22 protein-coding genes and 1 pseudogene are annotated in these 23,528 nt (G+C 64.3%); 21 read left to right on the top strand and 2 right to left on the bottom strand.

Annotation, left to right across the window (positions count from 1 at the left end; translation table 11 throughout):
* The first annotated feature begins 1 nt into the window (after position 1).
* The 17 genes and pseudogenes from G486_RS0108265 (at position 2) to G486_RS0108175 (ending at position 16,902) form a co-directional block, all read left to right on the top strand.
* On the top strand, positions 2–1,273 hold the full coding sequence (locus G486_RS0108265) for a TrbI/VirB10 family protein (RefSeq protein ID WP_027015125.1): 1,272 nt from the start codon (positions 2–4) through the stop codon (positions 1,271–1,273).
* Complete coding sequence (locus tag G486_RS0108260) at positions 1,270–1,503, top strand: DUF2274 domain-containing protein (RefSeq protein WP_027015124.1); 234 nt, start codon at positions 1,270–1,272, stop codon at positions 1,501–1,503. The genes G486_RS0108265 and G486_RS0108260 overlap by 4 nt, the downstream gene beginning before the upstream one ends.
* Before the next feature lie 152 nt (positions 1,504–1,655).
* Complete coding sequence (locus G486_RS0108255; protein WP_027015123.1) at positions 1,656–2,798, top strand: hypothetical protein; 1,143 nt, start codon at positions 1,656–1,658, stop codon at positions 2,796–2,798.
* A complete protein-coding gene (locus G486_RS0108250) occupies positions 2,795–3,901 on the top strand; it encodes a trypsin-like serine peptidase (protein ID WP_027015122.1) in 1,107 nt (368 codons plus the stop codon). Before G486_RS0108255 ends, G486_RS0108250 begins: the two co-directional genes overlap by 4 nt.
* A 79-nt stretch (positions 3,902–3,980) precedes the next feature.
* Positions 3,981–4,551, top strand: a pseudogene (locus G486_RS23400) (TrbI/VirB10 family protein); the annotation flags it as partial.
* Entirely contained in the window at positions 4,548–4,793 is a 246-nt protein-coding gene (locus G486_RS0108230) for a DUF2274 domain-containing protein (RefSeq protein WP_027015120.1), read from the top strand. The pseudogene G486_RS23400 and the gene G486_RS0108230, both read left to right, overlap by 4 nt.
* 141 nt (positions 4,794–4,934) lie before the next feature.
* Positions 4,935–5,663, top strand: a complete 729-nt coding sequence (locus G486_RS0108225) for a hypothetical protein (protein WP_027015119.1) — start codon at positions 4,935–4,937, stop codon at positions 5,661–5,663.
* A 396-nt stretch (positions 5,664–6,059) separates the two neighbouring features.
* On the top strand, positions 6,060–6,728 hold the full coding sequence (locus tag G486_RS0108220) for a TetR/AcrR family transcriptional regulator (RefSeq protein ID WP_034387031.1): 669 nt from the start codon (positions 6,060–6,062) through the stop codon (positions 6,726–6,728).
* A gap of 135 nt (positions 6,729–6,863) precedes the next feature.
* On the top strand, positions 6,864–8,660 hold the full coding sequence (locus tag G486_RS0108215) for an acyl-CoA dehydrogenase C-terminal domain-containing protein (RefSeq protein ID WP_027015117.1): 1,797 nt from the start codon (positions 6,864–6,866) through the stop codon (positions 8,658–8,660).
* A 64-nt stretch (positions 8,661–8,724) separates the two neighbouring features.
* Positions 8,725–9,165, top strand: coding sequence for a DUF2147 domain-containing protein (locus G486_RS0108210; protein ID WP_027015116.1), 441 nt, complete (start codon positions 8,725–8,727; stop codon positions 9,163–9,165).
* A gap of 57 nt (positions 9,166–9,222) precedes the next feature.
* Positions 9,223–11,625 (top strand): 3-hydroxyacyl-CoA dehydrogenase/enoyl-CoA hydratase family protein, encoded by a 2,403-nt coding sequence (locus tag G486_RS0108205; protein ID WP_027015115.1) that lies wholly within the window; start codon positions 9,223–9,225, stop codon positions 11,623–11,625.
* 65 nt (positions 11,626–11,690) lie between these two features.
* Positions 11,691–12,110, top strand: coding sequence for an endonuclease domain-containing protein (locus tag G486_RS21795; RefSeq protein ID WP_169728584.1), 420 nt, complete (start codon positions 11,691–11,693; stop codon positions 12,108–12,110).
* Entirely contained in the window at positions 12,107–13,300 is a 1,194-nt protein-coding gene (locus G486_RS0108195) for an acetyl-CoA C-acyltransferase (RefSeq protein ID WP_027015114.1), read from the top strand. The genes G486_RS21795 and G486_RS0108195 overlap by 4 nt, the downstream gene beginning before the upstream one ends.
* A gap of 216 nt (positions 13,301–13,516) precedes the next feature.
* Complete coding sequence (locus tag G486_RS0108190) at positions 13,517–14,416, top strand: alpha/beta hydrolase family protein (RefSeq protein ID WP_027015113.1); 900 nt, start codon at positions 13,517–13,519, stop codon at positions 14,414–14,416.
* A 37-nt stretch (positions 14,417–14,453) separates the two neighbouring features.
* The gene (locus G486_RS0108185; RefSeq protein ID WP_027015112.1) at positions 14,454–15,284 is read left to right on the top strand and encodes an acyl-CoA thioesterase; all 831 of its coding nucleotides are present in this window, start codon (positions 14,454–14,456) and stop codon (positions 15,282–15,284) included.
* 11 nt (positions 15,285–15,295) lie between these two features.
* Complete coding sequence (locus G486_RS0108180) at positions 15,296–16,093, top strand: enoyl-CoA hydratase (protein ID WP_027015111.1); 798 nt, start codon at positions 15,296–15,298, stop codon at positions 16,091–16,093.
* A 320-nt stretch (positions 16,094–16,413) separates the two neighbouring features.
* Complete coding sequence (locus G486_RS0108175; RefSeq protein ID WP_027015110.1) at positions 16,414–16,902, top strand: thioesterase family protein; 489 nt, start codon at positions 16,414–16,416, stop codon at positions 16,900–16,902.
* A gap of 140 nt (positions 16,903–17,042) precedes the next feature.
* Here the strand turns inward: G486_RS0108175 and G486_RS0108170 are convergent, their stop codons facing one another.
* Together G486_RS0108170 and G486_RS21790 are read right to left on the bottom strand one after the other, a co-directional pair.
* Positions 17,043–18,407 (bottom strand): MATE family efflux transporter, encoded by a 1,365-nt coding sequence (locus G486_RS0108170; RefSeq protein WP_027015109.1) that lies wholly within the window; start codon positions 18,405–18,407, stop codon positions 17,043–17,045.
* Complete coding sequence (locus G486_RS21790; protein WP_051303305.1) at positions 18,404–18,877, bottom strand: MarR family winged helix-turn-helix transcriptional regulator; 474 nt, start codon at positions 18,875–18,877, stop codon at positions 18,404–18,406. Before G486_RS21790 ends, G486_RS0108170 begins: the two co-directional genes overlap by 4 nt.
* Before the next feature lie 229 nt (positions 18,878–19,106).
* On the opposite strand from G486_RS21790, the gene G486_RS21785 reads away from it, so the two are divergent.
* The 4 genes from G486_RS21785 to G486_RS0108140 all read left to right on the top strand — a co-directional run bounded on the left by G486_RS21785 (position 19,107) and on the right by G486_RS0108140 (position 23,509).
* Positions 19,107–19,706 carry a bactofilin family protein gene (locus G486_RS21785; RefSeq protein WP_051303303.1) on the top strand — a complete coding sequence of 200 codons (600 nt, stop codon included), beginning with the start codon at positions 19,107–19,109 and terminating at the stop codon, positions 19,704–19,706.
* 251 nt (positions 19,707–19,957) lie between these two features.
* Complete coding sequence (locus tag G486_RS0108155; RefSeq protein ID WP_051303335.1) at positions 19,958–20,638, top strand: TetR/AcrR family transcriptional regulator; 681 nt, start codon at positions 19,958–19,960, stop codon at positions 20,636–20,638.
* 162 nt (positions 20,639–20,800) lie between these two features.
* Positions 20,801–21,718 (top strand): SDR family oxidoreductase, encoded by a 918-nt coding sequence (locus tag G486_RS0108150; RefSeq protein WP_027015107.1) that lies wholly within the window; start codon positions 20,801–20,803, stop codon positions 21,716–21,718.
* A 177-nt stretch (positions 21,719–21,895) separates the two neighbouring features.
* Entirely contained in the window at positions 21,896–23,509 is a 1,614-nt protein-coding gene (locus tag G486_RS0108140) for an acyl-CoA carboxylase subunit beta (protein WP_027015106.1), read from the top strand.
* Positions 23,510–23,528: the final 19 nt, after the last annotated feature.

Below are 23,528 nucleotides of genomic sequence, written 5' to 3'. Positions count from 1 at the left end.
CATGAGCCAGGACGATACTCCCGACCTTGCTGCGCCACAGGCGGGCAAGGTAGCGCCCGAGGAGGTGGCGCTACGCGCCCAGCCGCGCCCGGTCACGCGCCTGAATCGGCGCACGCTGGCCATCCTCGTCGGCGGCCTATCGGTCGCCGTGCTCGGCGCCACGATCTGGTCATTGCAACCGCATCGGCGTGGCGCGGGCGAGCAGACAGAGCTTTACAACGTTGATCGCGTGTCGAAGTCCGAAGGGCTGGACGGCCTGCCGATTGACTACTCGAAGCTGCCGCCGAAGGTGCCCGAGCTGGGGCCGCCGCTGCCGGGCGACCTCGGCCCGGCCATCGTGAAGTCGCAGCAGCCGATGACGCCGACCTATGCGCCACCGGGCCACGACCCGGAAGATGCACGGCGCAAGGAGGCTGATGCGGCTGCGGGTTCGTCGGTGTTCTTCCGCTCGGGCAACCAGGGCAAGGCCGCTGCGCCGGGCACGGCGCAAGTCGCTGCGGCTGCGCCCGGCAGCGCCTTGGCGAGCTTCGACCCGCTGGCCGCCGGCCCGGCCTCGACGGCGGCCCAGCCATCCGACCCGACCGCCGTGCAGAATCGGCAAGACCAGAAAGAGGCGTTCCTGAAAGGCGGCTCTACAGAAACCCGTAATTCCGGCAATCTGCAAATGCCGGCCTCGCCGTATCAGGTCATGGCGGGAACAGTGATCGCCGGGGCGCTGGTGACGGGCATCAAGTCGGACTTGCCGGGCGACGTGATCGCCACGGTGACGGAGCCGGTCTATGACACGGCCACAGGCAAGTTCCTGCTGATCCCGCAGGGATCGCGCATCCTGGGCAAGTACAACAGCCAGGTCAGCTATGGGCAGAGCCGCGTACAAGTGGTGTGGAACCGCGTCATCCTGCCGGACACGTCATCGCTGAAGCTCGACAACCTGGCAGGCGCCGATCCTGCCGGCTACGCCGGCCTGGAGGATGGCGTCGATTGGCATTGGGATCGCGTCTTTGCCGGTGCGGCGCTGACAACGCTGCTGGGCGTGGGTGCCGAGCTGGCCGCACCGGAGAACCGGCAGAACGGCAACCGTATCGTGATTGCCGGGCGCGACAGTGCGCAGGACAACATCAGCCAAGTGGGCCAGGAGATGACCCGGCGCAACATGAGCATTCAGCCGACCTTGACGGAGCGACCGGGCCTACCAGTGCGGATCATCGTCAATCGCGATCTGGCGTTGCGACCGTACCAGCCGGTGTTCTTCCAGCGGGGAGCAATGCGATGAGCACCACCAAGAAGCTGCGGCTCGGGCCGCTGCCCAAGACTGAAAGCGTCAAGCTGACCTTTGCCTGCCCGGTCAGCCTGAAAGCCGACCTTGACCGCTACGCAGCGCTACACGCGCAGACTTATGGCGAGGCTGTGGACGCAGTGACGCTGATTCCGCACATGCTGGAGGCATTCATCGCTGGGGATCGGGGGTTTAAGCGCAAACATGAAGCAAGTCGCGGCCTATAGGTGAGTGATCCCGAAGCCGGGTGCGTACCTCGGAGATCTTGGTCAACAAATTTCGCGAGAACTCTCCCTTGGGGGATGCGTCGGAGCAGACCTCCCATTAAAATTTTTAACAGAGTCGCTACGACTCTGCGGCAGCACCACAGGAGGGAACTATGAAGCGTCTCTGGATCGTACTGGGAGTGTCCGTCGCGTTTGCACTGGGCGGGTGCAGCGCAACAACGTCAGCCTATGTGAAGGCGGGCGAAGGTTTCACCGAGACCATGGATGGCGCGAAAGCCAGCGTCAAGCTGCTGGCCGACCAGCGCACTCGCGTGGCGCGCGTAGCGTATGCCGACAACTTGATCGTGCGTGGCCAGACTGCTGGCGGCACGGTAGAGAAGGAATTCGGCGACTTCGTCTGCAAGGGTGCAGGCGCGTTGGTCGACGCGCGTTCCGGCATGAAAGTGCTAGGGCAGTACGGCAAGTCTGTGAACGACCTGCTCAAGAAGCCTGATCAGGACGTGGCGAGCTTGTGGGAGTCGATGGCGACGATCGAAGAGCGGCAGGCAAAGCTCAAGAAGCCCAAGCAGTCCACGGAACAGTCGGATTGCGCAGACGAAGTGGCTGGACTGCTAGCGATGAATATGCCCACCGTGCAGGAGTCAGGCCTGCTCGCAGGCATCCTGACGATTCAGACGGTGATTGATGGTTTGAACAAAGCGGTAGTGGCCGTGATGAGTATGCAAGACGAGGCGGCCCGAGCCAAAGCATTGCAGGTCTACATCACCGCCAACACGAAGACGGTCGCTGACTTGATCGACAAGGTTGGCCAGATCAGCCCCGAATACGATGATCTTTGCCGTAGTGATACTGGTAAGCATCGCATTTTTTGCAAGGTCTACACAGAGAGGCCCGATGGCGCAGCGGCGGACTACGTGATCCCCGAGCCGAACAAACTTGCGGCGCAATTGCTGTGGCAGAAGTGGGCGTCGCTGCGCCAGCCGTACCTACACTTCCAGGCCTTTTCAGCGGCCGCTCCGGCCGCGCGCACGCCGCAGGAAAAGGCGCGCGCCATGGACATGGCTTTGCGCATCCATCGACAACTCGGGGAATACGACGCACTGCGCGTCACCCCGTCGCCGCAGATGCTGCCCGGCGGCCTGCGCGAGGCACAACAGGCGCTGGTTGACGTAGCCGAAGGCAAAGTGCCACCGGGCACTGGCTGGGGCCGCATCATGGCCTGGGCTAAGACTTTGGGTGACGTAGCGTCAGGCCTGGGCGATGCGAAGAAGGCCATTGAAGGGGATGCTGAATGAGTACACACCGTCAACACTGGCTTCGTCGAGGCATTGTGGTCGCGGTGTTGTGGGGCAGTACGGTTTGCGCCTGGGCACAGGTGGAGAAAATCGCGTCGCGGATAGAGGAGCTGGGGCCGACACAGCAGCGTCAGCTCCAGGCGCTGATGGCGTCACGCCAGGAGCGAGGTGGCGCTCAATTGTTCACCGACGAGGAGGTCCGCACCGTCCGCGCCGCTGTGCCGACCGCGGTAACACCGCTGCCCAAGTCGGACATCGATCAACTATCACTGCGCATTCACAATGTGTTTGGCTCACGCGGCAATTACATGGATCGCATCGTTAGCGGCGATCCGGTATTTCCGGTCTGTCCAGGGTGCAACGATGGACTCGGTAAGACTTGCCACCAATCATCGTCGCAATCTCGCAGAGCCACTGCCAGTAGTCTGCTGACCCAGCGCCCTCATTTGGCTGAAGCGGTTGGTGGTCTGTACTTGATACAGGTGGATAGTCCACCGCAGCTCATGGGCACGGTTTTCGTGCTGCAAGGGCGTATCGTGACCAACGGGCATGTCTTGCTTAATGCAACTCAACCGACTGGGTCAGCCGACGTGCGTAAGCTCAAGCCTCAATACCGTTTGGAGGCAGTGTTCGGTGCCGGTGGAGTACGCCGAGTGGTCTTACCGGCAGATTCACCTTGGCGCCGTCATCCAAGTCTGGATCTCATTGTGACTGCATGGCCTGTAGGCGCGGTGGCGCCAATGGGGCTGACGCTTGCGACAGGGACACTCGCCACCAGCACGTCCGTGGCGCTGCTGGGTTTTCCGTCGGTAAACAACAATACGGATCGGCCTGAGGACGTTGATCGGGTTTTTGGCCGCTGCCCGGAGGTGCCTGTCTCCGAGCCGTCCATGGTGATATCAATGGGCCAGATCACGTCAGTGTCTGATGTGACCTTGGAGCACGATGCCAACACCATGGGCAACAGTTCCGGCTCACCGCTCATTCGAATGGCCGACGGCTTGGTTGTCGGAGTGCAGCGTGCCGACGGCCTGTCGTCGGATCGCAATTTGGCTGTGGTAGCAAGCGGGCTGGCCGAACTGGTGCTGGCCGCAGCGCCATGACTAGCGATGCGTACATTGGCAGCCGCGCACTCGTGCCTGCTGATGCGGCGGTCCATGCGCTACCTAACATTCCATATGGACAAGTTTTGATTCCGTCCCAGCCACCGCTGTGCGGAACCGGCAAGACCAGAAAGAGGCTTTCCTGAAAGGCGGCTCTACGGAAACCCGCAATTCTGGGAATCTGCAGATGCCGTCCTCGCCATACCAAGTCATGGCCAGGACGGTAATTGCGGCGGCGCTGGTGACTGGCAGCAAATCCGATTTGCCGGGCGACGTGATCGCCACGGTGACTGAGCCTGTCTACGACACGGCCCAGGCAAGCTCCTGCTAATCCCGCAGGGCTCGCGCCTCATGGGCAAGTACAACAGCCAGGTGAGCTATGGGCAGAGCCGGTGTGGAATCGCATCGTCCTGCCGGACGCGTCTTCTCTGAAGCTCGACAACCTCGCGGGCATCGATCCGGCCGGCAACGTCGGCCTGAAAGATAGCGTCGATTGACATTGAGATCGGTTTTTTGCTGGCGCGGCTCTGGCCACGCTGTTGGGCCAGGGCGCCGAGCTGGTCGCGCCGCAGAACCGGCAGGACGGCAACCGCGACCTCGTGCTGCTGCCGTGCCAGCCTCTGTTCTTCAACCAGGGAGCCGCGAAATGAACACCACCAAGAAGCTGCGTCTTGGGGCGTTGCCCAAGACCGAGGCCACGAAGCTTACGTTCTCTTGCCCAATCAGCCTGAAGGCTGAACTCGACCGCTATGCCGCGGTGTATGCACAAACCTACGGAAAAGCGGTTGATGCGGCTACGCTGATTCCGTACATGCTGGAGGCTTTCATGGCGAGGGACCGGGGCTTCCACCGCAAAGCGCAGAAGAGCCTGCCGGTGCGCGCTCCAGCCTGAACTTGCTAAAATGGTGCCATGCACGGGTAGGTGCTGGCCGTCCGCAATGGCAAAGTTCACTCACTACCAATGGCGATTTCCATTGGAATCTTGATCGGATTCCTACTGAGCGGGCCCTAGGAGTCTTCGATTGAGAAACCAATGAAGATGAACACCATCACATGGGTCGATCTGGCCCGCCTCAAGAAGGCCGCCAAGGCGGCCAAAGCAACACTCCCCGACCTGACGCATATGCAACGGCTCAATGCCATTGCCGCGGCCGAGTATGGAGTGCGCCACTTCCACGAACTGGAGAAGCGCTACGACGCGCAAGTGGCCAGCCACGTTGACGTGGACGGCGGTGCGCACCACTGCCGCTTCTGCTCCTTCACCTTTGATGGGACGCTGCCAGCTGACATCAAGGCGCACAGCGAGCGGCATCAGCTCTTCGCGGAAGCGCAGGCGACGCTGGGCTTCGTACCCATGTCGTACAAAGAGCGCGAGCAGGTCAAACGCACCGGATACGAATGGATGCGTTCGCCCGATCCGGGAACTCAGCGGCAAGGTGCGCTGGCTGTTCTGCTGTCCCACTTCGAACGCTCGATGGAGCACGCCGTCGACGGCGGGCGTTGGCACAAGCACCCATACTTCGTGGAGTACCTGGCGTATGCGCTGCCCGGCGCTGGCTTTGTTCCTGAGTCGATCCGACAGCGGCTTGCCAAGGAGTTCGGCGATAAGCCTGGGGGCATTCCGGCTGGCGCTACGGACTGGCCGTCGCAGGCCGCCGTCAAGGTGACCCGTTCGGCCTCAGATGCCGCTGCCTCTGTGCGGCTTCGCGAAAGTGTGTCGCAGGCGGCGAAAACTGCCGCAGAAGGATTGGTCGCTACCTGACTTGGGCTGCCCAAAGGAGGGGGAATTCCCCCTCCCGAGCATGACGGTGTTTGCCACCGCCATGCTCCCATATGGCACCTAGCTCACGAAGGCCAACCGCCGAAGAGTGCCCCGATCCGAGCCTAACTGCTTGTGGCGTATGGGAATTTACGCCCGATGCAGATCCACCTTGGGGACTTGACATTGGACATTTTTCATGCCCGCACAGGAGCGGCCGGGTGTTGCAAACGGGGATAGGTATTTACCCTGGTTCGTCTGTAGATTCTTTGCTTTGCGTGCAAAATAGAACGAGCGTTCGTTTTTATAGAGTTCCGCATGTCCCGTGCACCCACTACTGTTGCGTCGACTTCCTCCAGGGCCTTGGCTGCGCCCGGGGGGGCCGTTGCGCGCAAGTCCATGCCGCCCGCCAGGGCCGGCGAAAAAACGTCTGCCAAGGCTGAAGGCAAGAGCAGTGGCCGCGCCTTGCAGAAAGGCCAGCAGACCAAGGCGGTCATCGTCGATGCGGCGCTGAATCTGGCGACCCATCTGGGTCTTGAAGGCCTGTCCATCGGTGCGATTGCCGAGATGACGGGTATGAGCAAGTCCGGCGTGTTCGCCCATTTCGGCTCGCGCGAGGAGTTGCAGATCTCGGTGGTGCACGAATACCACGAGCGCTTCGAGCAGGAGGTGTTCTACCCCGCGATCACCGAATCGCGCGGCATTCCGCGTCTGCGGGCGCTGTTCGACAACTGGATGAAGCGCACCTCGATCGAAATCGACTCGGGCTGTATCTACATCAGCGGCGCCGTCGAGTTCGACGACCGCACGGGGCCCGTGCGCGATGCGCTGGTCGAGTCGGTCAGCATCTGGCATGCGGCCATGCGCCGCACCATCGTGCAAAGCCGCGAGTGTGGCGACCTGCATGCCGATGTGGACGAGAACCAGTTGCTGTTCGAGATTCACGGCCTGATCCTGGCCCTGCATTACGAGGCCCGCTTTCTGCGCAGCGCAGACGCGATTGCCCATGCCCAGACCGGCTTCAACAACATTCTGGCGCGCTATGCGCGCCAGCCGCTTTCCGCCTGAGGCTGTCCTGCCGCACGGGATGCGCCTGCCATCGGCCAGGCCCCGTGCACAGGGCAGCGAGAACCCGTTTCCCGTTTTCCATTTACCGCTTTCCATTTACCGTTTCACGACGCCCATCATCACAGGAGAAAAACGATGCCCAGCTACAACCCGCCACTGCGCGACATGCAATTTCTCATGCACGAGGTGTTCAAGATCACCGAGGCCTACCAGCAAATGCCCACGCATGCCGAGGTCGATGCCGACACCATCAATGCCGTGCTGGAAGAAGCGGGCAAGTTCGCAGCCAACGTGACCTTTCCGCTGAACATCAGCGGTGACGAAGAAGGCTGCCAGCTGGACAAGGCCACGCATGAGGTGACCACGCCCAAGGGCTACAAGGCCGCCTATGCCCAGTTCGTGGAAGGCGGCTGGCCTGCACTGTCCTGCGATCCCGCTTACGGCGGCCAGGGCCTGCCCTTTGTGGTGAACTCCGCGCTGTACGAAATGCTCAACAGCGCCAACCAGGCCTGGACCATGTACCCCGGCCTGTCGCACGGTGCCTATGAAGCCCTGCACGCTCATGGCTCGGACGCGCTCAAGGCCAAGTACCTGCCCAAGCTCACCAGCGGCGAGTGGACCGGCACCATGTGCCTGACCGAGCCCCATTGCGGCACCGACCTGGGCCTGCTGCGTTCCAAGGCCGAGCCCCAGGCCGATGGCAGCTACAAGATCACCGGCAACAAGATCTTCATCTCCGCCGGCGAGCACGACTTCACCGACAACATCGTCCACCTGGTGCTGGCACGCCTGCCCGATGCACCGGCCGGCTCCAAGGGCATCAGCCTGTTCGTGGTGCCCAAATACCTGGTGAATGCCGATGGCTCTCTGGGCGCGCGCAACGGCATCTACTGCGGCGGCCTGGAGCACAAGATGGGCATCAAGTCCAACGCCACAGCCCAGATCGTGATGGAAGACGCCGTGGGCGAACTGGTGGGCCAGCCCCACAAGGGCCTGCAGGCCATGTTCGTGATGATGAATGCCGCGCGCCTGGGCGTGGGCAACCAGTCGCTGGGCCTGACCGAAGTGGCCTTCCAGAACGCCCTGGCCTATGCCAAGGACAGACTGCAAATGCGCTCGCTGTCCGGCGTCAAGGCCAAGGACAAGCCGGCCGACCCCATCATCGTGCACCCCGATGTGCGCCGCATGCTGCTCACGGCCAAGGCCTATGCCGAAGGCGGCCGCGCGCTGTCCACCTTCTGCGCGCTGCTGATCGACCAGGAACTCAACCACCCGGACGAAAAAGTGCGTGCCGACAGCGCCGATCTGGTCGCGTTGCTGACCCCCATCGTCAAGGCCTTCCTGACCGACAACGGCTGGACCGCGACCACCATGAGCCAGCAGGTGTTTGGCGGCCACGGCTTCATCAAGGAATGGGGCATGGAGCAGTTTGTGCGCGACAACCGCATCAACATGATCTACGAAGGCACGAACGGCGTGCAGGCCCTGGACCTGCTGGGCCGCAAGGTGCTGGGCAACCAGGGCGCTTCGCTCAAGAAGTTCGGCAAGCTGATTGCCAAGCTGGTGGAAGAAGAGGGCGTCAACGAAAAGATGAGCGAATTCATCACGCCCGTGGCCATGCTGGGCGAGCAGATGACCAAGTTCACCACCGAGATCGGCTTCAAGGGCATGCAAAACCCCGATGAGGTCGGCGCCGCTTCGGTGGACTATCTGCGCGTGGCCGGCCACCTGGTGTTCGGCTACCTGTTTGCGCGCATGGCCCAGGTCTCGCTGCGCGCCATCGCGGACGGCAACACCGATCCCTTCTACGTGGCCAAGCTGCAGGTGGCGCGTTTTTACTTCGCCAAGCTGTTCCCCGAAACCGCGACGCTGATGCGCACCGCGCGCGCCGGCAGCAAGGTGCTGATGGACAGCGACGCCGCCCTGGCCTGATTCATCATCAATGAGAGCGCCTGGCGCTTGCCAGGTCTTGTATTCAAAGCAAAAGGGGACTGATATGAAGGTGTATCAAGCGCTGACAGCTATTGTTTTTGCTGCAACCGGCTTTGCTGCCCAGGCCCAGATGACGCCGCTGGGCCTGTGGAAAAACATTGACGACAAGACCGGCGAGGCCAAGGCCGAGATCCGCATCACCGAAAAGGACGGCCAGCTCAGCGGGCGCATAGAAAAGACGCTGCGCAAGAACACGCCTGCGGACGCGGTCTGCACCGAGTGCAGCGACGACCGCAAGGGCCAGCCCGTGGTGGGCCTGGAGATTCTGCGCGGCGGCAAGCAGACCGAGGGCAAGAATCTCTGGGAAGGCGGCAAGGTGCTGGATCCCGAGAGCGGCAAGGAGTACCGCGGCAGTCTCACGCCCATCGAAGGCGGCGCGCGCATGGAGCTGCGCGGCTACTGGGGTCCGTTCTGGCGCACCCAGACCTGGGTGCGTATTCAGTAAATCAAATCCTGGAGGCGCCGCCCGGCCATGGGCGGCCCCCATTTCATGGAAGAACCCATGTCACGATTCAATGTGAAAAAAGTCGCCGTGCTCGGCGCGGGAGTCATGGGCGCGCAGATTGCGGCCCATCTGGTCAACGTCAAGGTGCCGGTCATCCTGTTCGACCTGCCCGCCAAGGAAGGCCCCAAGAGCGGCATCGCCGAGCGCGCGATCGCCAACCTCAAAAAGCTCAAGCCCTCGCCCATCGGCGTGGCCGAGGACGTGGCGCTGATCCAGCCAGCCAACTACGAAGAGCACATGAAGCTGCTCAAGGGCTGTGACCTCATCATCGAGGCCATTGCCGAGCGCATGGACTGGAAGCTGGACCTCTACACCAAGATCGCGCCCTTTGTGGCCAAGCATGCGATCGTCGCCTCCAACACCTCGGGCCTGTCGATCACCAAGCTGTCCGAGGCCCTGCCCGACGCGATCAAGCCGCGCTTTTGCGGCATCCACTTCTTCAACCCCCCGCGCTACATGCCGCTGGTGGAGCTGATCTCCACGCCCACCACCGAACCCGAGGTGCAGGACCAGCTCGAAGCCTTTGTCACCAGCGGCCTGGGCAAGGGCGTGGTGCGCGCCAAGGACACGCCCAACTTCATCGCCAACCGCATCGGCATCGCCGGCATGCTGGCGACCATGAAGGAAGTCGAGAACTTCGGCCTCACGTTCGACGTGGTCGACGACCTCACGGGCAAGAAGCTGGGCCGCGCGTCCAGCGGCACCTTCCGCACCGCCGACGTCGTGGGCCTCGATACCATGGCCCACGTGGTCAAGACGCTGCAGGACAACCTCAGCCTGGCGAGCGATCCGTTCTACGACAGCTTTGGCACGCCGCCCGTGCTGGCCAAGCTCATCGAGCTCGGCAACCTGGGCCAGAAGACCAAGAAGGGCTTCTACCAGAAGAAGGGCCGCGACATCCTGCAGTTCGAGCTGGACAGCGAGGACTACATTCCTGCCGGCGGCAAGGCCGACGAAGTCTATGGCCGCATGCTCAAGAAGCCCGCAGCCGAACGCCTGAAGCTGCTGCGCAATGCCGAAGGCGCGCAGGGCCAGTTCCTGTGGGCGATTCTGCGCAACAGCTTCCACTACGCGGCCGTGCACCTGGAGAGCATTGCCGACTGCGCGCGCGATGTGGACCAGGCCATGCGCTGGGGCTTTGGCATGAAACAGGGCCCGTTCGAGCTGTGGCAGGAGGCCGGCTGGCTGGAAGTGGCCAAGATGATCCAGGAGGACATCGCTGCCGGCAAGGCGCTGTGCAAGGCGCCGCTGCCCCAATGGGTGTTTGAAGGCCCGGTGGCCGAGGCCGGTGGCGTGCACACCGCGCAAGGCTCGTGGAGCCCGGCCCAGGGAAAGTTCATCGCCCGCCGCGTGCTGCCCGTTTACGAGCGCCAGCTGTTCCCCGAAAAGCTGCTGGGCGAAACCAGCCTGCCCGACTGGAAGACCGCGGGCACGACGATTGCCGAATCCAAGGCCCTGCGCAGCTGGACGCTGGACGGCAAGGTGTTGATCGCCAGCATCAAGAACAAGATGCACGCCATCAGCCCCGAAGTGATGGAAGCCCTGGTGGAAGCCGTGGAAACGGCCGAGAGCGATTTCGAGGCCATGGTCATCTGGTCCGGTGACGCGCCCTTCAGCGTGGGCGCCGACCTGGAAGCCACCATGCCGGCCTTTGTGATTGGCGGCGCCGATGCGATCGAGAGCATCGAAGCCGAGCTGCAGAACATGATGCTGCGCATACGCTATGCGCAGGTGCCTGTGGTGGCTGCGATCCACGGCATGGCCCTGGGCGGCGGCTGCGAGCTGGCCGTCTACAGCGCCCGCCGCGTGGCCCATATGGAGAGCTATATCGGCCTGGTGGAAGTGGGCGTGGGCCTGGTGCCCGGCGCCGGCGGCCTGACCTATATCGCCCGCCGCGCAGCCGAGAACATGGCCCAGAGCACCAGCAAGGACGTGCTGCCCTTCCTCACCGAAGGCTTCACTGCCGCTGCCATGGCCAAGGTGGGCACCAGCGCCATCGAATCGAAGAAGCTCGGCTATCTGCTGGAGTCCGACCTCATCGTGCCCCACAAGGACGAGCTGCTGTTCACCGCCATCAACGAGGCCAAATCCATGGCCGCCGGTGGCTGGCGCGCACCGCACAAGCGATTGTTCCCCGTGGCCGGCCGCAACGGCATTGCCACCATCAAGGCCCAGCTGGTGAACATGCGCGACGGCGGCTTCATCAGCGCCTACGACTTCAAGATCGCTTCCATGATTGCCGAGGTGGTCTGCGGTGGCGATGTGGATGCCGGCTCGCTGGTGACCGAGGAATACCTGCTGGCACTGGAGCGCAAGGCCTTCTGCCACCTGATAGGCCAGCCCAAGACGCATGAGCGCATTCTGGGCATGCTCAACACCGGGAAACCTGTTCGGAACTAAGCCTGTCTCCACTCCTTCCCCCTCCGGGGGAAGGTTGGGATGGGGGCTCTCCACACTTCACCACCATGCGCAACCAAGCCACAGCCAATGCCAGAGCGAATGCGCTTGTGCTTCGCCGTGAGATGACCGACTCCGAGCGCAGGCTCTGGGCCGGACTGCGCAGGGAGCAACTGGGCGTGAAGTTTCGCCGCCAGCATCCCTTGGGTGCTTATGTGGCGGACTTCGCTTGCTTGGCACCGAGGCTGATCGTGGAGCTGGATGGCTCTCAGCACCAGACGAAACAGGGCTATGACGCCTTGCGTGATGCTTTTTTCCGTGACCAGGGCTTTGATGTGATGCGGTTTGCATCCAACGAGCCATTTCTTCATCTGGATGGGGTGTTGCAAGCCATAGCCAACCGGCTTGGCGTGCTTCAAAAACAGCCCCCATCCCCACCTTCCCCCGAGGGGGGAAGGAGTCATACCTTGCAGGAGCAATCTCCATGAAACAAGTACAAGACGCCTACATCGTTGCCGCCACGCGCACGCCGATCGGCCGCTCGGGCCGCGGTTATTTCAAGAACACGCGCCCGGACGATCTGCTGGTGGCGACGCTGAAGTCCGCCATGGCCCAGGTGCCCACGCTGGACCCCAAGGCGATTGAAGACGCCATCATCGGCTGCTCCTTCCCCGAGGGAGAGCAGGGCATGAACATGGCGCGCATTGCCGTGGGGCTGGCCTTTGACCACCCCATCGGCGGCGTGACGGTGAACCGCTTTTGCGCCTCGGGCGTGACGGCCATCCAGATGGCGGCCGACCGCATCCGCGTGGGCGAGGCCGATGTGCTGATTGCCGGTGGTGCCGAGTCCATGAGCATGGTGCCCATGGGCGGCAACAAGCCCTCGTTCAACCCCGAAATCTTTGCACGTGACGAAAACGTGGGCATTGCCTACGGCATGGGGCTGACGGCCGAGAAAGTGGCCCAGCAGTGGAAGGTGACGCGCGAGATGCAGGACGCCTTCGCGCTGGAGTCCCACCTGCGCGCCGTCAAGGCCCAGCAGGCCGGTGAGTTTGCGGACGAAATCACGCCCATCGACATCGTGGAGCGCAGCCCCAATCTGGCCACCGGTGAAGTCATCACCAAGACCCGCAGCGTCAACCTCGACGAAGGTCCGCGTCCCGACACCACGCTGGAGGCCCTGGCCAAGCTGCGCCCGGTGTTCAATGCGCGTGGCTCGGTCACGGCCGGCAACAGCTCGCAGACCAGCGATGGCGCGGGTGCGCTGATTCTGGCCAGCGAAAAAGCCGTCAAGCAATTCGGCCTCACGCCGCTGGCCCGCTTTGTCAGCTTTGCCGCACGGGGTGTGCCGCCCGAGATCATGGGCATAGGCCCCATCGAGGCCATTCCCGCTGCGCTGCGCTATGCCGGCATCAACCACCAGGACATTGGCTGGTTCGAGCTGAACGAGGCCTTTGCAGCCCAGTCGCTGGCGGTCATCAACTCCCTGGGGCTGGACCCAGCCAAGGTCAACCCCATGGGCGGCGCTATTGCCCTGGGCCACCCGCTGGGTGCCACCGGAGCGATTCGCGCCGCCACCGTGGTGCATGCGCTGCGCCGCCACAAGCTCAAGTACGGCATGGTCACCATGTGCGTGGGCACGGGCCAGGGCGCGGCCGGCATCTTCGAGGCAGTCTAGCCTTCTGGGCGGCTTTGCTGTCTCCCCCGGAAAGGGGGGCGACGGCAAAGCCTGAGAGACGGCCCTTGCCCGGCATCCCCGGCGTCGGGCCGCACCGGTTGTTGGGGCAGAAGGCGTGATCGACTGCCCAGGGGTTTGCTCTGCAGGCCCTGGAATCTTGCAAATCCATGGAATGAAAAGCCGCTGTCGACAAAGCGGCCGCACAAGGAGACAGACATGGAACTGCTGCAGCTTGCTGCACCCGGCGCCTCGCTGGCGCTGCGCGTTTACGAGCCTGAGGGCGAGCCGCTGGCCAGCGTGGTCATCGGCGCGGCCATGGGTGTGCCCCAGAGCTTTTACCAGGCGTTTGCGGAGTGGCTGGCCGGGCAGGGCTTTCGCGTGACCAGCTTCGACTACCGGGGCCATGGGGATTCGCTGCAGGGCTCGATGCGCAAGGTCCGCGCCGACCTGCTGGACTGGGCGCGCGATTACGAGGCCGTGGTCCAGGACGCCCGAAACCGCCTGCCGCGCAAGCCCCTGTTCCTGCTGGGCCACAGCCTGGGCGCACAACTGCCGGGCCTGTTCCAGCAGCCTCGGCTGGTCGACGGGCTGCTGAGCATTGCTTCGGGCAGCGGCTACTGGCGCGACAACGCACCCAAGGTCAGGCGCAGCATGCCGTTTTTCTGGCATGTGCTGGTACCCGTGATCACGCGGGTCTGTGGCTATTTTCCGGGGCGGCGCCTGAACATGGTCGGCGATCTTCCTGCGGGCGTGATGCTGCAATGGCGGCGCTGGTGCCTGCATCCGCGCTACAGCCTGGCCGAGGGCCGGGAGGCCGAGGCCCGCTATGCGGCAGCCAGCTATCCGCTGCTGGCGCTGTCCATGGATGATGACGAACTCATGACCCGGCGCGGCATAGAGCAGCTGGCGGGCTTCTACACCAATGCTCCCAGCCGTGTCGAGCATCTGCAGCCGGCGGACCTCGGCTTGCGCCGCATCGGGCATTTCGGCTTTTTCCGCCCCGAAATGCGCGAGCCGCTGTGGAGCCGCGCTGCCGAGGTCCTGGGCAACTGGTCCCGGGGCGCGATGCAGCCCGTCTGGCCTGCGGGCAAGCCGGCCGCCGAGTCGCCGGTTTGACCGTCGACAAGAACACTTCCCCTCAAACTTGATAGCCATGAGCACGAACCCCCACCCCCTAGATCGCGCACTGGCCCTGGCACCCACGGGTGCCGTCGGCCATTACCGGGGCCAGACCACCCAGGACTACTGGAACATGGTCGGCCCCTATGGCGGCATCACGGCCGCAACCCTGGTGCGGGCCATCATGTCCCACCCGCAGTGCCTGGGCGAGCCGCTGTCGCTCACCGTGAACTATGCGGCAGCCGTTGGCGCCGGAGAGTTCGACATCGAGGCCAGGCCCGTGCGCACCAACCGCTCCACCCAGCATTGGTTGCTGACCATCACCCAGCCCGATGCCGATGGCGATGCCCAGGTCGTGACCACGGCCACGGCCGTGACGGCGGTCAGGCGCAGCACCTGGAGCGCCGAGGAGGAGGCCATGCCGGTCGTCCCCGCAGCCCAGGAGCTGGAGCGGGCCCCGGTGCTCAACGGCGTTGCCTGGCTGCAAACCTATGACATGCGCTTTGCCCAAGGCATTCTGCCCAGCGTCTGGGACGGCAGCGAGGCCGAGAGCCTGACCCGGCTGTGGGTGCGCGACGAGCCCGCAAGACCGCTGGACTTCTGCGCGATCGCGGCCCTGGCCGACGTGTTCTTCCCGCGCATCTGGCTGCGCCGCGCGCAGCGAACGCCTGCGGGCACGGTGTCGATGACGGTGTACTTTCACGCGGGCAGCGAAGAGCTCGCGGCCGTGGGCCCGGCCCACATCCTCGGCCAGGCCCGTGGCCAGGAGTTTCGCAACGGATTTTTCGACCAGACTGCCCAGCTGTGGAGCCCCGGCGGGCGTATGCTGGCCAGCAGCCACCAAGTTGTTTACTACAAGGAATAAGGAGCCATCTCATGAGCGAATCCAGCCAGGAAATTCTGGTCCATACCGAAGCCGGCGTGCGCACCGTCACCATCAACCGCGTCGAGAAAAAGAACTCGCTGACCGAAGCCATGTACGCGAGCATGGCTGATGCGCTGACCAGCGCCGTGGATGACGCCGAAGTGCGCTGCGTGGTGTTCCAGGGCGATATCAGCATCTTCAGCGCAGGCAACGACATTGCCGATTTTCTCAAGCAGTCCCAGGGCAGCAGCGCCTCCAGGCAGGACCCCGAGCAGCGCCCGGTCTGGCGCTTTCTGCACCAGATCTCGACCTTTCCCAAGCCCGTGATCGCCGCCGTCTGCGGCCCGGCCGTGGGCATTGGCACGACCATGCTGCTGCATTGCGACCTGATCTATGCGGGCGACAACGCGGCCTTCTCCCTGCCATTCGTGAACCTGGGCCTGTGCCCCGAGGCCGCCTCCAGCCTGCTGTTGCCGCAGATGATGGGCTACCACCGCGCGGCCGAGGCCTTGCTGCTGGGCGAGCCCTTCATGGCCGAGGCAGCCCTCGAAGTCGGTCTGGTGAACCGCGTCGTGCCGCCCAGCGAATGCAATGCCCTGGCCCAGGCCGTGGCGAAAAAGCTCGCGGCCAAGCCCCTGTCCTCGCTGATCGAAAGCAAGCGCCTCATGAAGGGCGGCCAGGCCGCCAAGGTGCGCGAGCGCATGGACGTAGAAGGCCAGAGCTTCACGCGCATGATGGCCGAGCCCGCAGCCAAGGAAGCCTTCACGGCCTTCCTGGAAAAGCGCCGCCCTGACTTCAGCGGATGCTGAAGTCAGAAGCCAGCGTAGCGTACCGCGAAGCGGGGCAGTACAGCTTTCGTTAAAAGCGCCGCCCTGATTTCAGCGGGTGTTAAATACCCCCTGAGCCGCTGCGCGGCTTCCCCCTGAAAGGGGGACGACACCATTGCTGCGGGGCGGCCCTTGCGCGGTGTCTCTGGCTTGGGCCGCGCCAGTTTTGTGCGTCGTGCCCAGCTTCTTGTTCTCTGGCTTTGCTCCCTCGCCCCTTGGGGGAGAGGGCTGGGGTGAGGGGGCTGCCGGGCAAGGCGCAAGGCCTGTGCCGACCCCAGCCCAGGAAAAATCAAACCCTGTTCATGAAATCTTCTTCAAGCCAAAAAACGCCAGTCGAATTCGAGCCCGAATTCATCGAGGGCTTGCGCCAGGTGTTCGAACGCCAGATCGCCTTCAACCAGTTGCTGGGCCTGCGCATCACCGAGGTGCGGCCCGAGCATGTCGAGGGGCGCATCGTCATGCGGCCCGAGCTGATCGGCCATGCGGCCTATCAGCGCATCCACGGCGGCGTGATCAGCGCGGGTCTGGACTCCATGGGCGGCCTGGCCGTCATGGCTGCCATCGGTGCCAAGCACATGGATGACCAGCCGCTGCAGCGCCTGCTGCGCTTCTCGCGCCTGGGCACCATCGATCTGCGCGTGGACTACCTGCGCCCGGGCATAGGCGCGGAGTTCATCCTGCGCGCCGAAGTGCTGCGCCTGGGCTCGCGCGTGGCGAATACGCGCATGGAGTTCCTCGGTGCCGACGGCCAGTTGCTGTCCACGGGCACGGCTGCCTATATCGTTTCTTAGAGCGTGAACACGTTCTTAGCGCCCAGTCAGCCAGCGAGGCGTTCGCTGAAACAGGAGCTGCTACCACGCTCCAGCATTGGATTTCAGATGGCTTTCAATCTGAAACCCAATGGACATGCGTGGTAGCAGCTCCTTTTTTATCAATCCCAGCGCGCGCGCCAGACGCTCCAGGCCGTGGCCAGTCCATAGGCGGCCATGGCCAGGCCGACCAGGCCGAACAAGGCCTGGGCGCTGGCCTGACCGCCGTGCATCAGCCAGGCGCCGCCGCCGGCGATCAGGGCCAGGCGCAGTGTGCCCGCGAACACGGGGCCGAGCACCCGGCCCGCGCCCAGCGAGGCAAAGTACAGCACCAGCCCCAGGCCGAACAGGCCGAAGGCCGGTGCTGCCATGCGCAGATAGAGATCGGCATGGGCGAGCACGGCCGCATCCTGGGTGAACAGGCCCGACCACAGCCGGGGCCAGATCCAGACCATGAGCCCCAGCGCTCCCAGCATGGCCGTGACCATGACGCCGCTGATCCAGGCCACGCTGCGTGCGCGTTGCACCTGGCCTGCGCCCAGGGCCATGCCCACCATGGGCACGGCGGCCATGCCCACGCCAAAGGCCATGGGAATCAGCAGGAACTCCAGCCTCTGGCCTATGCCGTAACCGGCCAGCGCCGCAGGGCCCAGCCGGGCCACCATGCCCGTGAGCAGCAGCGCTGCGAGCGCGGTCTGCAGGGGCGACAGGCAGGCCAGGGCGCCCACGCGCAGGATGGCGGAAAACATGGCGCGCGACAGGCGCGGTGCGCGCCAGTCGAGACGTATGCGCTGCTGGCCCCATTGCAGATAGGCGAGCAGGACCGCCACGGCCAGGACCATGGCCGCGATATTGCCCAGGGCCACGCCCGGCAGGCCCCAGCGCGGCAATGGCCCCAGGCCCAGGCCCAGGGCGCCGCCGACCACCACCTGCACCAGGGAGGCGAGCAGCAGCACGCCCGAAGGCAGGCGCATATTGCCGGTGCCGCGCACCACCGAGGCCAGGGTATTGCAGACCCAGACCAGCAGGGCGCCGCTGAACAGCACGCTGCCAAAGCCCGAGGCCTGGGCCAGCACCTCGCCGCGCCCGCCCAGCCAGCCATAGAACACCGGCCCGAGGAAGACGAAGACCAGCGAATACACGAGGCCGGCCACCGCGCCTATGACCAGTGCATGCAGGCCCAGGGCCGAGGCGCGCTCCACCTCGCCGGCGCCGAGCGCACGGCTGATGGCCGAAGAGACGCCGCTGCCCATGGCGCCATTGCTGAGCATCTGCGTGAGCATGGCAAACGGAAACACCAGGGCCATGGCTGCAAGAGCCGCCGTGCCCAGGCTGCCCACGTAATAGGTCTCGGCCACGGAAACCAGCACCGCCATGCTCAGGGCCAGCATATTGGGCAGGGCCAGCCTCAGCAGGGTGGAGGTGATCGGGCCTTCGAGCAGGGGCGAGCGGACCGGGGCGCGCAAGGGCTGGGCGATGGCGCTCATGTCTGGCTCTCCACGGCGGGATCGGGGTCTGCGAGCTGGGGCAGCATGGCCAGCACCAGGCTTTCGAGCTCGCCAATCTGCTGCTGGCCGCACAGCTCGCGCACGCGCTGCTGGGCCAGCTGCCACAGGGACCGGGCCTCGCGCAGCCGTGCAATCCCGGCGGGCGTGATCAGCACGCAGCGGCTGCGCGCATCGCGGCCCGGCACCAGCTCTATGCAGCCTGCCTGCTCCAGCGTGCGCAGATTGCGCGTGAGCGTGGTGCGGTCGGTGTGCAAAAGCTGGGCCAGGGCGGAGACCGTGGCCTCGCCGGGCCGGGCATGCCGCACCTGCATGAGCAGGCTGAACTGCGTGCCGCGCAAGCCGCTGGGTGCCAGTGTGTCGTCGTAGAGCTGGGAGATCTTGCGCGACAGGCTGCGCACCATGAAACAGGTGCAGACGGGCTGACTGCGGTTCGCGGGAAGGCTGGACATGAGAAGGGCAGGAGGAGAAAAAGTGGATATGAGTGTAGATGCACCTATTTGGACAAGCCTGTCTTCCCGGAGACATGGAGATGGGTAAATGCAAATATTGATGTTGTGTTAAGTAAATTAAGAAAGTAAATGAAACTTCTGAGCCATCTTGTTACTTTTCTTGCGAGATGAGGCGAATTGTTAAGTCTTGTCCTGCATAGCATGGCGCTTTCCCCAAGGAGGCTTTCGAATGGCTGTGCAGACCCCGTTTTTTGGCAAGCGTGACAACGACGCTTTTGGTAATCGCAACAATCCAGTGGGGGCCGGCAACAGTCAAAACAGCATGATGGCCGGCGCTTCGCGGCCGGCGCCCATTCCCGCACCGGCAACCACGGCCGTGGACGCCGGCGAGAGTGGCAGCAAGCTCACGGTCGGCCCCAACATCAAGCTCAAGGGCGTGGAGATCACGGACTGCGACACCCTGGTCGTCGAGGGCACGGTCGAAGCCACGATGAATTCGCGCGTCATACAGATTGCCGAGCGAGGTGCTTTCCACGGCACGGCGGAAATCGACATCGCCGAAATCCACGGCGTTTTCGACGGCTCCCTGACGGTGCGCGAGAAGCTGGTGATCTACGGCAGCGGCAAGGTGCGTGGCGAGATCCGCTACGGCAAGATCGTCATCGAGGAAGGCGGCCAGCTGTCGGGCCAGATCGCCGTACTTGGAGACAGCCCTGCGGCCAAGCCCGCCTTGCTCGAACCCGCCAAGTCCCAGCCCGCAGCGCCTGTGGCCGACACCGATGCTGCGGCCAAGCTGGCCGTACCTGTCACTGCCGCCCGCGTGCTCTGAGATCGTGAACACGCTCTGAGATCGTGAACACGCTCTGAGAGCGTAAGCACGCTCTGGCACAGCGCTGTTGAGCAGGCCAGGCCTGGTGTTCCGGCACCAGGCCTTTTTTCATGCATGGGCCTGCGAGGCGCTTGCGTTCTGCATGGCTCGGGTGGCGCGCCTGAGCTCCTGGGGAAAGCTCTAGGTGGCTTTGTTTATTTATAAAAAGCAATCGCTTGCTCAAATAAATAATTGTTGATACCTTGGGCTGCATGCATGCATCCAAGCCCACAACTTCCTCGTTCCCGCGCATCAAAAGCCCGCAGCCCGAAGCTGCTGCGCTCGAGAAGCGCCCGCGTGGCCGGCCGCGCAAGACCGATTCCGAAATCGACGAAGGCAATCGCCGTCGCCAGCTCATAGAAGGTGCGGCCCGCCTGTTCCATGCCAAGGGCTATGACGCCACGAGCACGCGCGACATCGCGGCAGCGGCCGGCATGCGCAGCGGCTCGCCGTTTTACTTCTTCGAAAGCAAGAGCCAGCTGCTGCAGGTGGTCATGCAGCAAGGCATGAGCCAGGCCCTGCAAAGTCAGACCGCTGCCATGGCCGCCCTGCCCGAGGACTGCAGTGCCAGCGAGCAGTTGCGTGCCCTCATAGACCACCACTTTCGCGTGCTGCTTGAACCGCAGGCGCACTTCATTCCGCTCATGGTTTCCGAGTGGCGCTCGCTCACGCCCGAGCAGCGCATCGATGTGGGCCGCATCAAGGACGAATACGAAGGCTGCTGGCAGCCCGTGCTCCAGATCCTGCACGAAGAGGGCCGGCTGCGCGCCGATCCGCATGTGGCGCGCATGTTCATCTTCGGTGCGCTGAACTGGTCGGTGCAGTGGTTCAAGCCCCAGGGCCCCAAGTCCGTTGAAGCCCTGGTGGATGAGGCCATGGCCTTGTTTTTATGACGCACCCCCTGAGTCGCTGCGCGCCTTCCCCCTCTCTGGCTTCGCCGGAGGGGGACGATGCCCTCGCTGCGGGGCGGCCCTTGCTCGGCATCCCTGTTCAGAGCCGCGCCGGTTTTGTGCGCTGGGCCCTGGCTTCGCTGCCTGGCCTTCTGGAGAACTGATATGTACGAATCAATATTCACGCCGGGCCTGATGCTGGGCCAGGTCATGCTGGTCACGGGCGCGGGCTCGGGTATAGGCCGCTGCGCGGCCCATGAGCTGGCGGCCCTGGGCGCACAGGTGGTGCTGGTCGGGCGCAACAGCGAAAAGCTGCAGGCCGTGCAGGCCGAGATCGAGGCTGATGGCGGCCGGGCCGCCTGGCATGCCTGCGACATCCGCGACGAGGCCGCAGTCACGCAGATGGTGGCTGCCGTGGTCGGCGCGCATGGCCGCATCCATGGCCTGGTGAACAACGCGGGCGGTCAGTACCTGGCGCCGCTGGAGAGCATTTCGGCCAAGGGCTGGGAAGCCGTGGTGGCCACGAATCTCACGGGCGGCTTTCTCGTGGCGCGCGAGTGCTTCAAGCAAAGCATGGCCGCGCATGGCGGTGCCATCGTCAACATCGTGGCCGATATGTGGGGCTCCATGCCCGGCATGGGCCATAGCGGGGCTGCGCGTGCGGGCATGGTGAGCTTTACGGAAACCGCAGCCCTGGAATGGGCGCACCAGGGCGTGCGCGTGAATGCCGTGGCTCCGGGCTATATCGCCTCCAGCGGCATGGACCACTACCCGCCCCAGGCCGCCAGCCTACTCAAGACCATGGCCGCCACCGTGCCCCTGGGCCGCTTTGGCAATGAGGCCGAGGTCGCGGCCGCCGTGGTGTTCTTGCTGAGCCCGGCCGCAAGCTTCATCAGCGGCAGCACGCTGCGCGTGGATGGTGCAAGACCGCAGGCGCGCCTGGGCTGGCCTTTGCCAATGCCGACGGATGCGGCGCGCCAGGGCGATGCCATCAGGCCCTATGGCGGCTTCCATAGAGCCGCAGTTCCCAGGCTGTTTGCCGATGCCCCTGAATGCCTGGGCCTGCCGGCTGCCAAGTCATGAAGGCAACGCTGAACCAGGCCCGCAGGCGCATCGCATCCCGCATGGAGCGGCCTGCCGCGTTGCAAATGCTCGCCATAGCTACGGCTATGGCTGCGCTTTGGGCCTTGCATTCCATCCCCAACCAGGGCGCGCTGCATCACGTTGACTTATTCAGCGTCGTCTAAAGGAGACAAAACAATGAATGGTTTTGAAAGCCGCTGGAATGCGGCCTCGCCCGAGGCCTTGCAGCGCCGCGAAGCGGCCTTGCAGCGCCTTGAGCGTATGCAAAGCCTGCAGGAGCGCGCGGCCGCAGCCTCGGCGCGTTCGCGCGCCGTATTCGAAAAACGCGGCCAGTTGCTGCCGCGCCAGCGCATTGCGTTGCTGCTCGACGGCGGCCAGCCCTGGCTGCCGCTGGCCAGCCTGGCCGGTTATCTGCAGGATACCCAGGACGAAGCCCGGTCCGTGCCCGGCGGCGGCGTGATTGCGGGCATTGGCGTGGTCAGCGGTGTGCGCTGCATGGTCGTGGCCAGCGATTCGGGCATAGACGCAGGCGCCATGCAGCCCATGGGGCTGGAGAAGCTGCTGCGCGCCCAGGAGCTGGCCCTGGCCAACAAGCTGCCCTTTGTGCACCTGGTGGAGAGCGCGGGCGCAAACCTCATGCAATACCGCGTGGAAGGCTTTGTGCAGGGCGGGCAGATCTTCCGCAACCTCGCGCGCCTGTCTGCGGCCGGCCTTCCCGTGATCACCGTGCAGCATGGCTCGGGAACGGCGGGCGGTGCCTACATGCCGGGTCTGTCGGACATCGTCATCATGGTCGAAGGCCGCAGCCGGGCATTTCTTGCGGGCCCGCCCCTGCTCAAGGCCGCCACGGGCGAGATCGCCACCGAGGAGGAGCTCGGCGGCGCCATGATGCATGCGACCACCTCGGGTCTGGGCGAATACCTGGCCGCCGACGATCGCGAGGCCTTGCAGCTGGCACGCAGCGTGGTTGGCCAGCTGGGCTGGGACACGGTGGGCGCGGCCAAGGACTGCGATCCGCCGGTGCTCGATGCCGAAGAGCTGCTGGGCCTGATGGCTGGCGATCTGCGCCAGCCTGTGGACATGCGCGAAGTCATGGCCAGGCTTGCCGATGCCTCGCGCCTGCTGGAGTTCAAGGCCTTGTACGGCCCGGCCACGGTCTGCGTCCAGGCCCATATCGGCGGCCATGCCGTGGGCCTGGTGAGCAACAACGGTCCCATCGACGTGGCCGGGGCCAACAAGGCCACGCACTTCATCCAGTGGATGAATCAGCTGGGCCAGCCGCTGATCTACCTGCAGAACACCACGGGCTTCATGGTCGGCAAGGACAGCGAGCAGGGCGGAATGATCAAGCACGGCAGCAAGATGATCCAGGCCGTGAGCAATGCACGCGTGCCTCAGATCACCGTGCAATGCGGGGCCAGCTTCGGCGCGGGCAACTACGGCATGTGCGGCCGCGCCTATGCGCCCGACTTCCTGTTCAGCTGGCCCGGTGCCAAGACCGCCGTCATGGGCGGCGAGCAGGCCGCGCGCACCATGCAGAACGTGACCGAAGCCGCGATGCGGCGCAAGGGCCTGGAGCCCGACGAGGAGCAAATGCGCAAGCAGTACGAGCGCATCGTGCACATGTTCGAGCGCCAGGCCGACGTGTTCTACACCAGCGGCCTGCTGCTGGACGACGGTGTCATAGACCCGCGCTCCACGCGCGAGGTGCTCCGCCTGTGCCTGGACCTGTGGCAGGCCGCCAAACACCGGGAGCTCCATCCCATGCAATTCGGCGTGGCCCGCATGTAGGCCCGCACTTTCCATAGAT

Origin of the sequence: Comamonas composti DSM 21721 (assembly GCF_000429845.1) — a bacterium.
Classification (GTDB): Bacteria; Pseudomonadota; Gammaproteobacteria; order Burkholderiales; family Burkholderiaceae_C; genus Comamonas; species Comamonas composti.
This window is presented reverse-complemented; position numbering and strand designations above follow the sequence as displayed.

Coding starts and splice junctions, on each gene's coding strand:
- G486_RS0108185 (WP_027015112.1), top strand. CDS start 14,454: ATGAGCACGAACCCCCACCCCCTAGATCGCGCACTGGCCCTGGCACCC.
- G486_RS0108255 (WP_027015123.1), top strand. CDS start 1,656: ATGAAGCGTCTCTGGATCGTACTGGGAGTGTCCGTCGCGTTTGCACTG.
- G486_RS0108205 (WP_027015115.1), top strand. CDS start 9,223: ATGTCACGATTCAATGTGAAAAAAGTCGCCGTGCTCGGCGCGGGAGTC.
- G486_RS0108250 (WP_027015122.1), top strand. CDS start 2,795: ATGAGTACACACCGTCAACACTGGCTTCGTCGAGGCATTGTGGTCGCG.
- G486_RS0108215 (WP_027015117.1), top strand. CDS start 6,864: ATGCCCAGCTACAACCCGCCACTGCGCGACATGCAATTTCTCATGCAC.
- G486_RS21790 (WP_051303305.1), bottom strand. CDS start 18,877: ATGTCCAGCCTTCCCGCGAACCGCAGTCAGCCCGTCTGCACCTGTTTC.
- G486_RS0108220 (WP_034387031.1), top strand. CDS start 6,060: ATGCCGCCCGCCAGGGCCGGCGAAAAAACGTCTGCCAAGGCTGAAGGC.
- G486_RS0108140 (WP_027015106.1), top strand. CDS start 21,896: ATGAATGGTTTTGAAAGCCGCTGGAATGCGGCCTCGCCCGAGGCCTTG.
- G486_RS0108230 (WP_027015120.1), top strand. CDS start 4,548: ATGAACACCACCAAGAAGCTGCGTCTTGGGGCGTTGCCCAAGACCGAG.
- G486_RS0108155 (WP_051303335.1), top strand. CDS start 19,958: ATGCATGCATCCAAGCCCACAACTTCCTCGTTCCCGCGCATCAAAAGC.
- G486_RS0108175 (WP_027015110.1), top strand. CDS start 16,414: ATGAAATCTTCTTCAAGCCAAAAAACGCCAGTCGAATTCGAGCCCGAA.
- G486_RS0108210 (WP_027015116.1), top strand. CDS start 8,725: ATGAAGGTGTATCAAGCGCTGACAGCTATTGTTTTTGCTGCAACCGGC.
- G486_RS0108265 (WP_027015125.1), top strand. CDS start 2: ATGAGCCAGGACGATACTCCCGACCTTGCTGCGCCACAGGCGGGCAAG.
- G486_RS0108150 (WP_027015107.1), top strand. CDS start 20,801: ATGTACGAATCAATATTCACGCCGGGCCTGATGCTGGGCCAGGTCATG.
- G486_RS0108225 (WP_027015119.1), top strand. CDS start 4,935: ATGAAGATGAACACCATCACATGGGTCGATCTGGCCCGCCTCAAGAAG.
- G486_RS21785 (WP_051303303.1), top strand. CDS start 19,107: ATGGCTGTGCAGACCCCGTTTTTTGGCAAGCGTGACAACGACGCTTTT.
- G486_RS0108190 (WP_027015113.1), top strand. CDS start 13,517: ATGGAACTGCTGCAGCTTGCTGCACCCGGCGCCTCGCTGGCGCTGCGC.
- G486_RS0108180 (WP_027015111.1), top strand. CDS start 15,296: ATGAGCGAATCCAGCCAGGAAATTCTGGTCCATACCGAAGCCGGCGTG.
- G486_RS0108195 (WP_027015114.1), top strand. CDS start 12,107: ATGAAACAAGTACAAGACGCCTACATCGTTGCCGCCACGCGCACGCCG.
- G486_RS0108260 (WP_027015124.1), top strand. CDS start 1,270: ATGAGCACCACCAAGAAGCTGCGGCTCGGGCCGCTGCCCAAGACTGAA.
- G486_RS0108170 (WP_027015109.1), bottom strand. CDS start 18,407: ATGAGCGCCATCGCCCAGCCCTTGCGCGCCCCGGTCCGCTCGCCCCTG.
- G486_RS21795 (WP_169728584.1), top strand. CDS start 11,691: ATGCGCAACCAAGCCACAGCCAATGCCAGAGCGAATGCGCTTGTGCTT.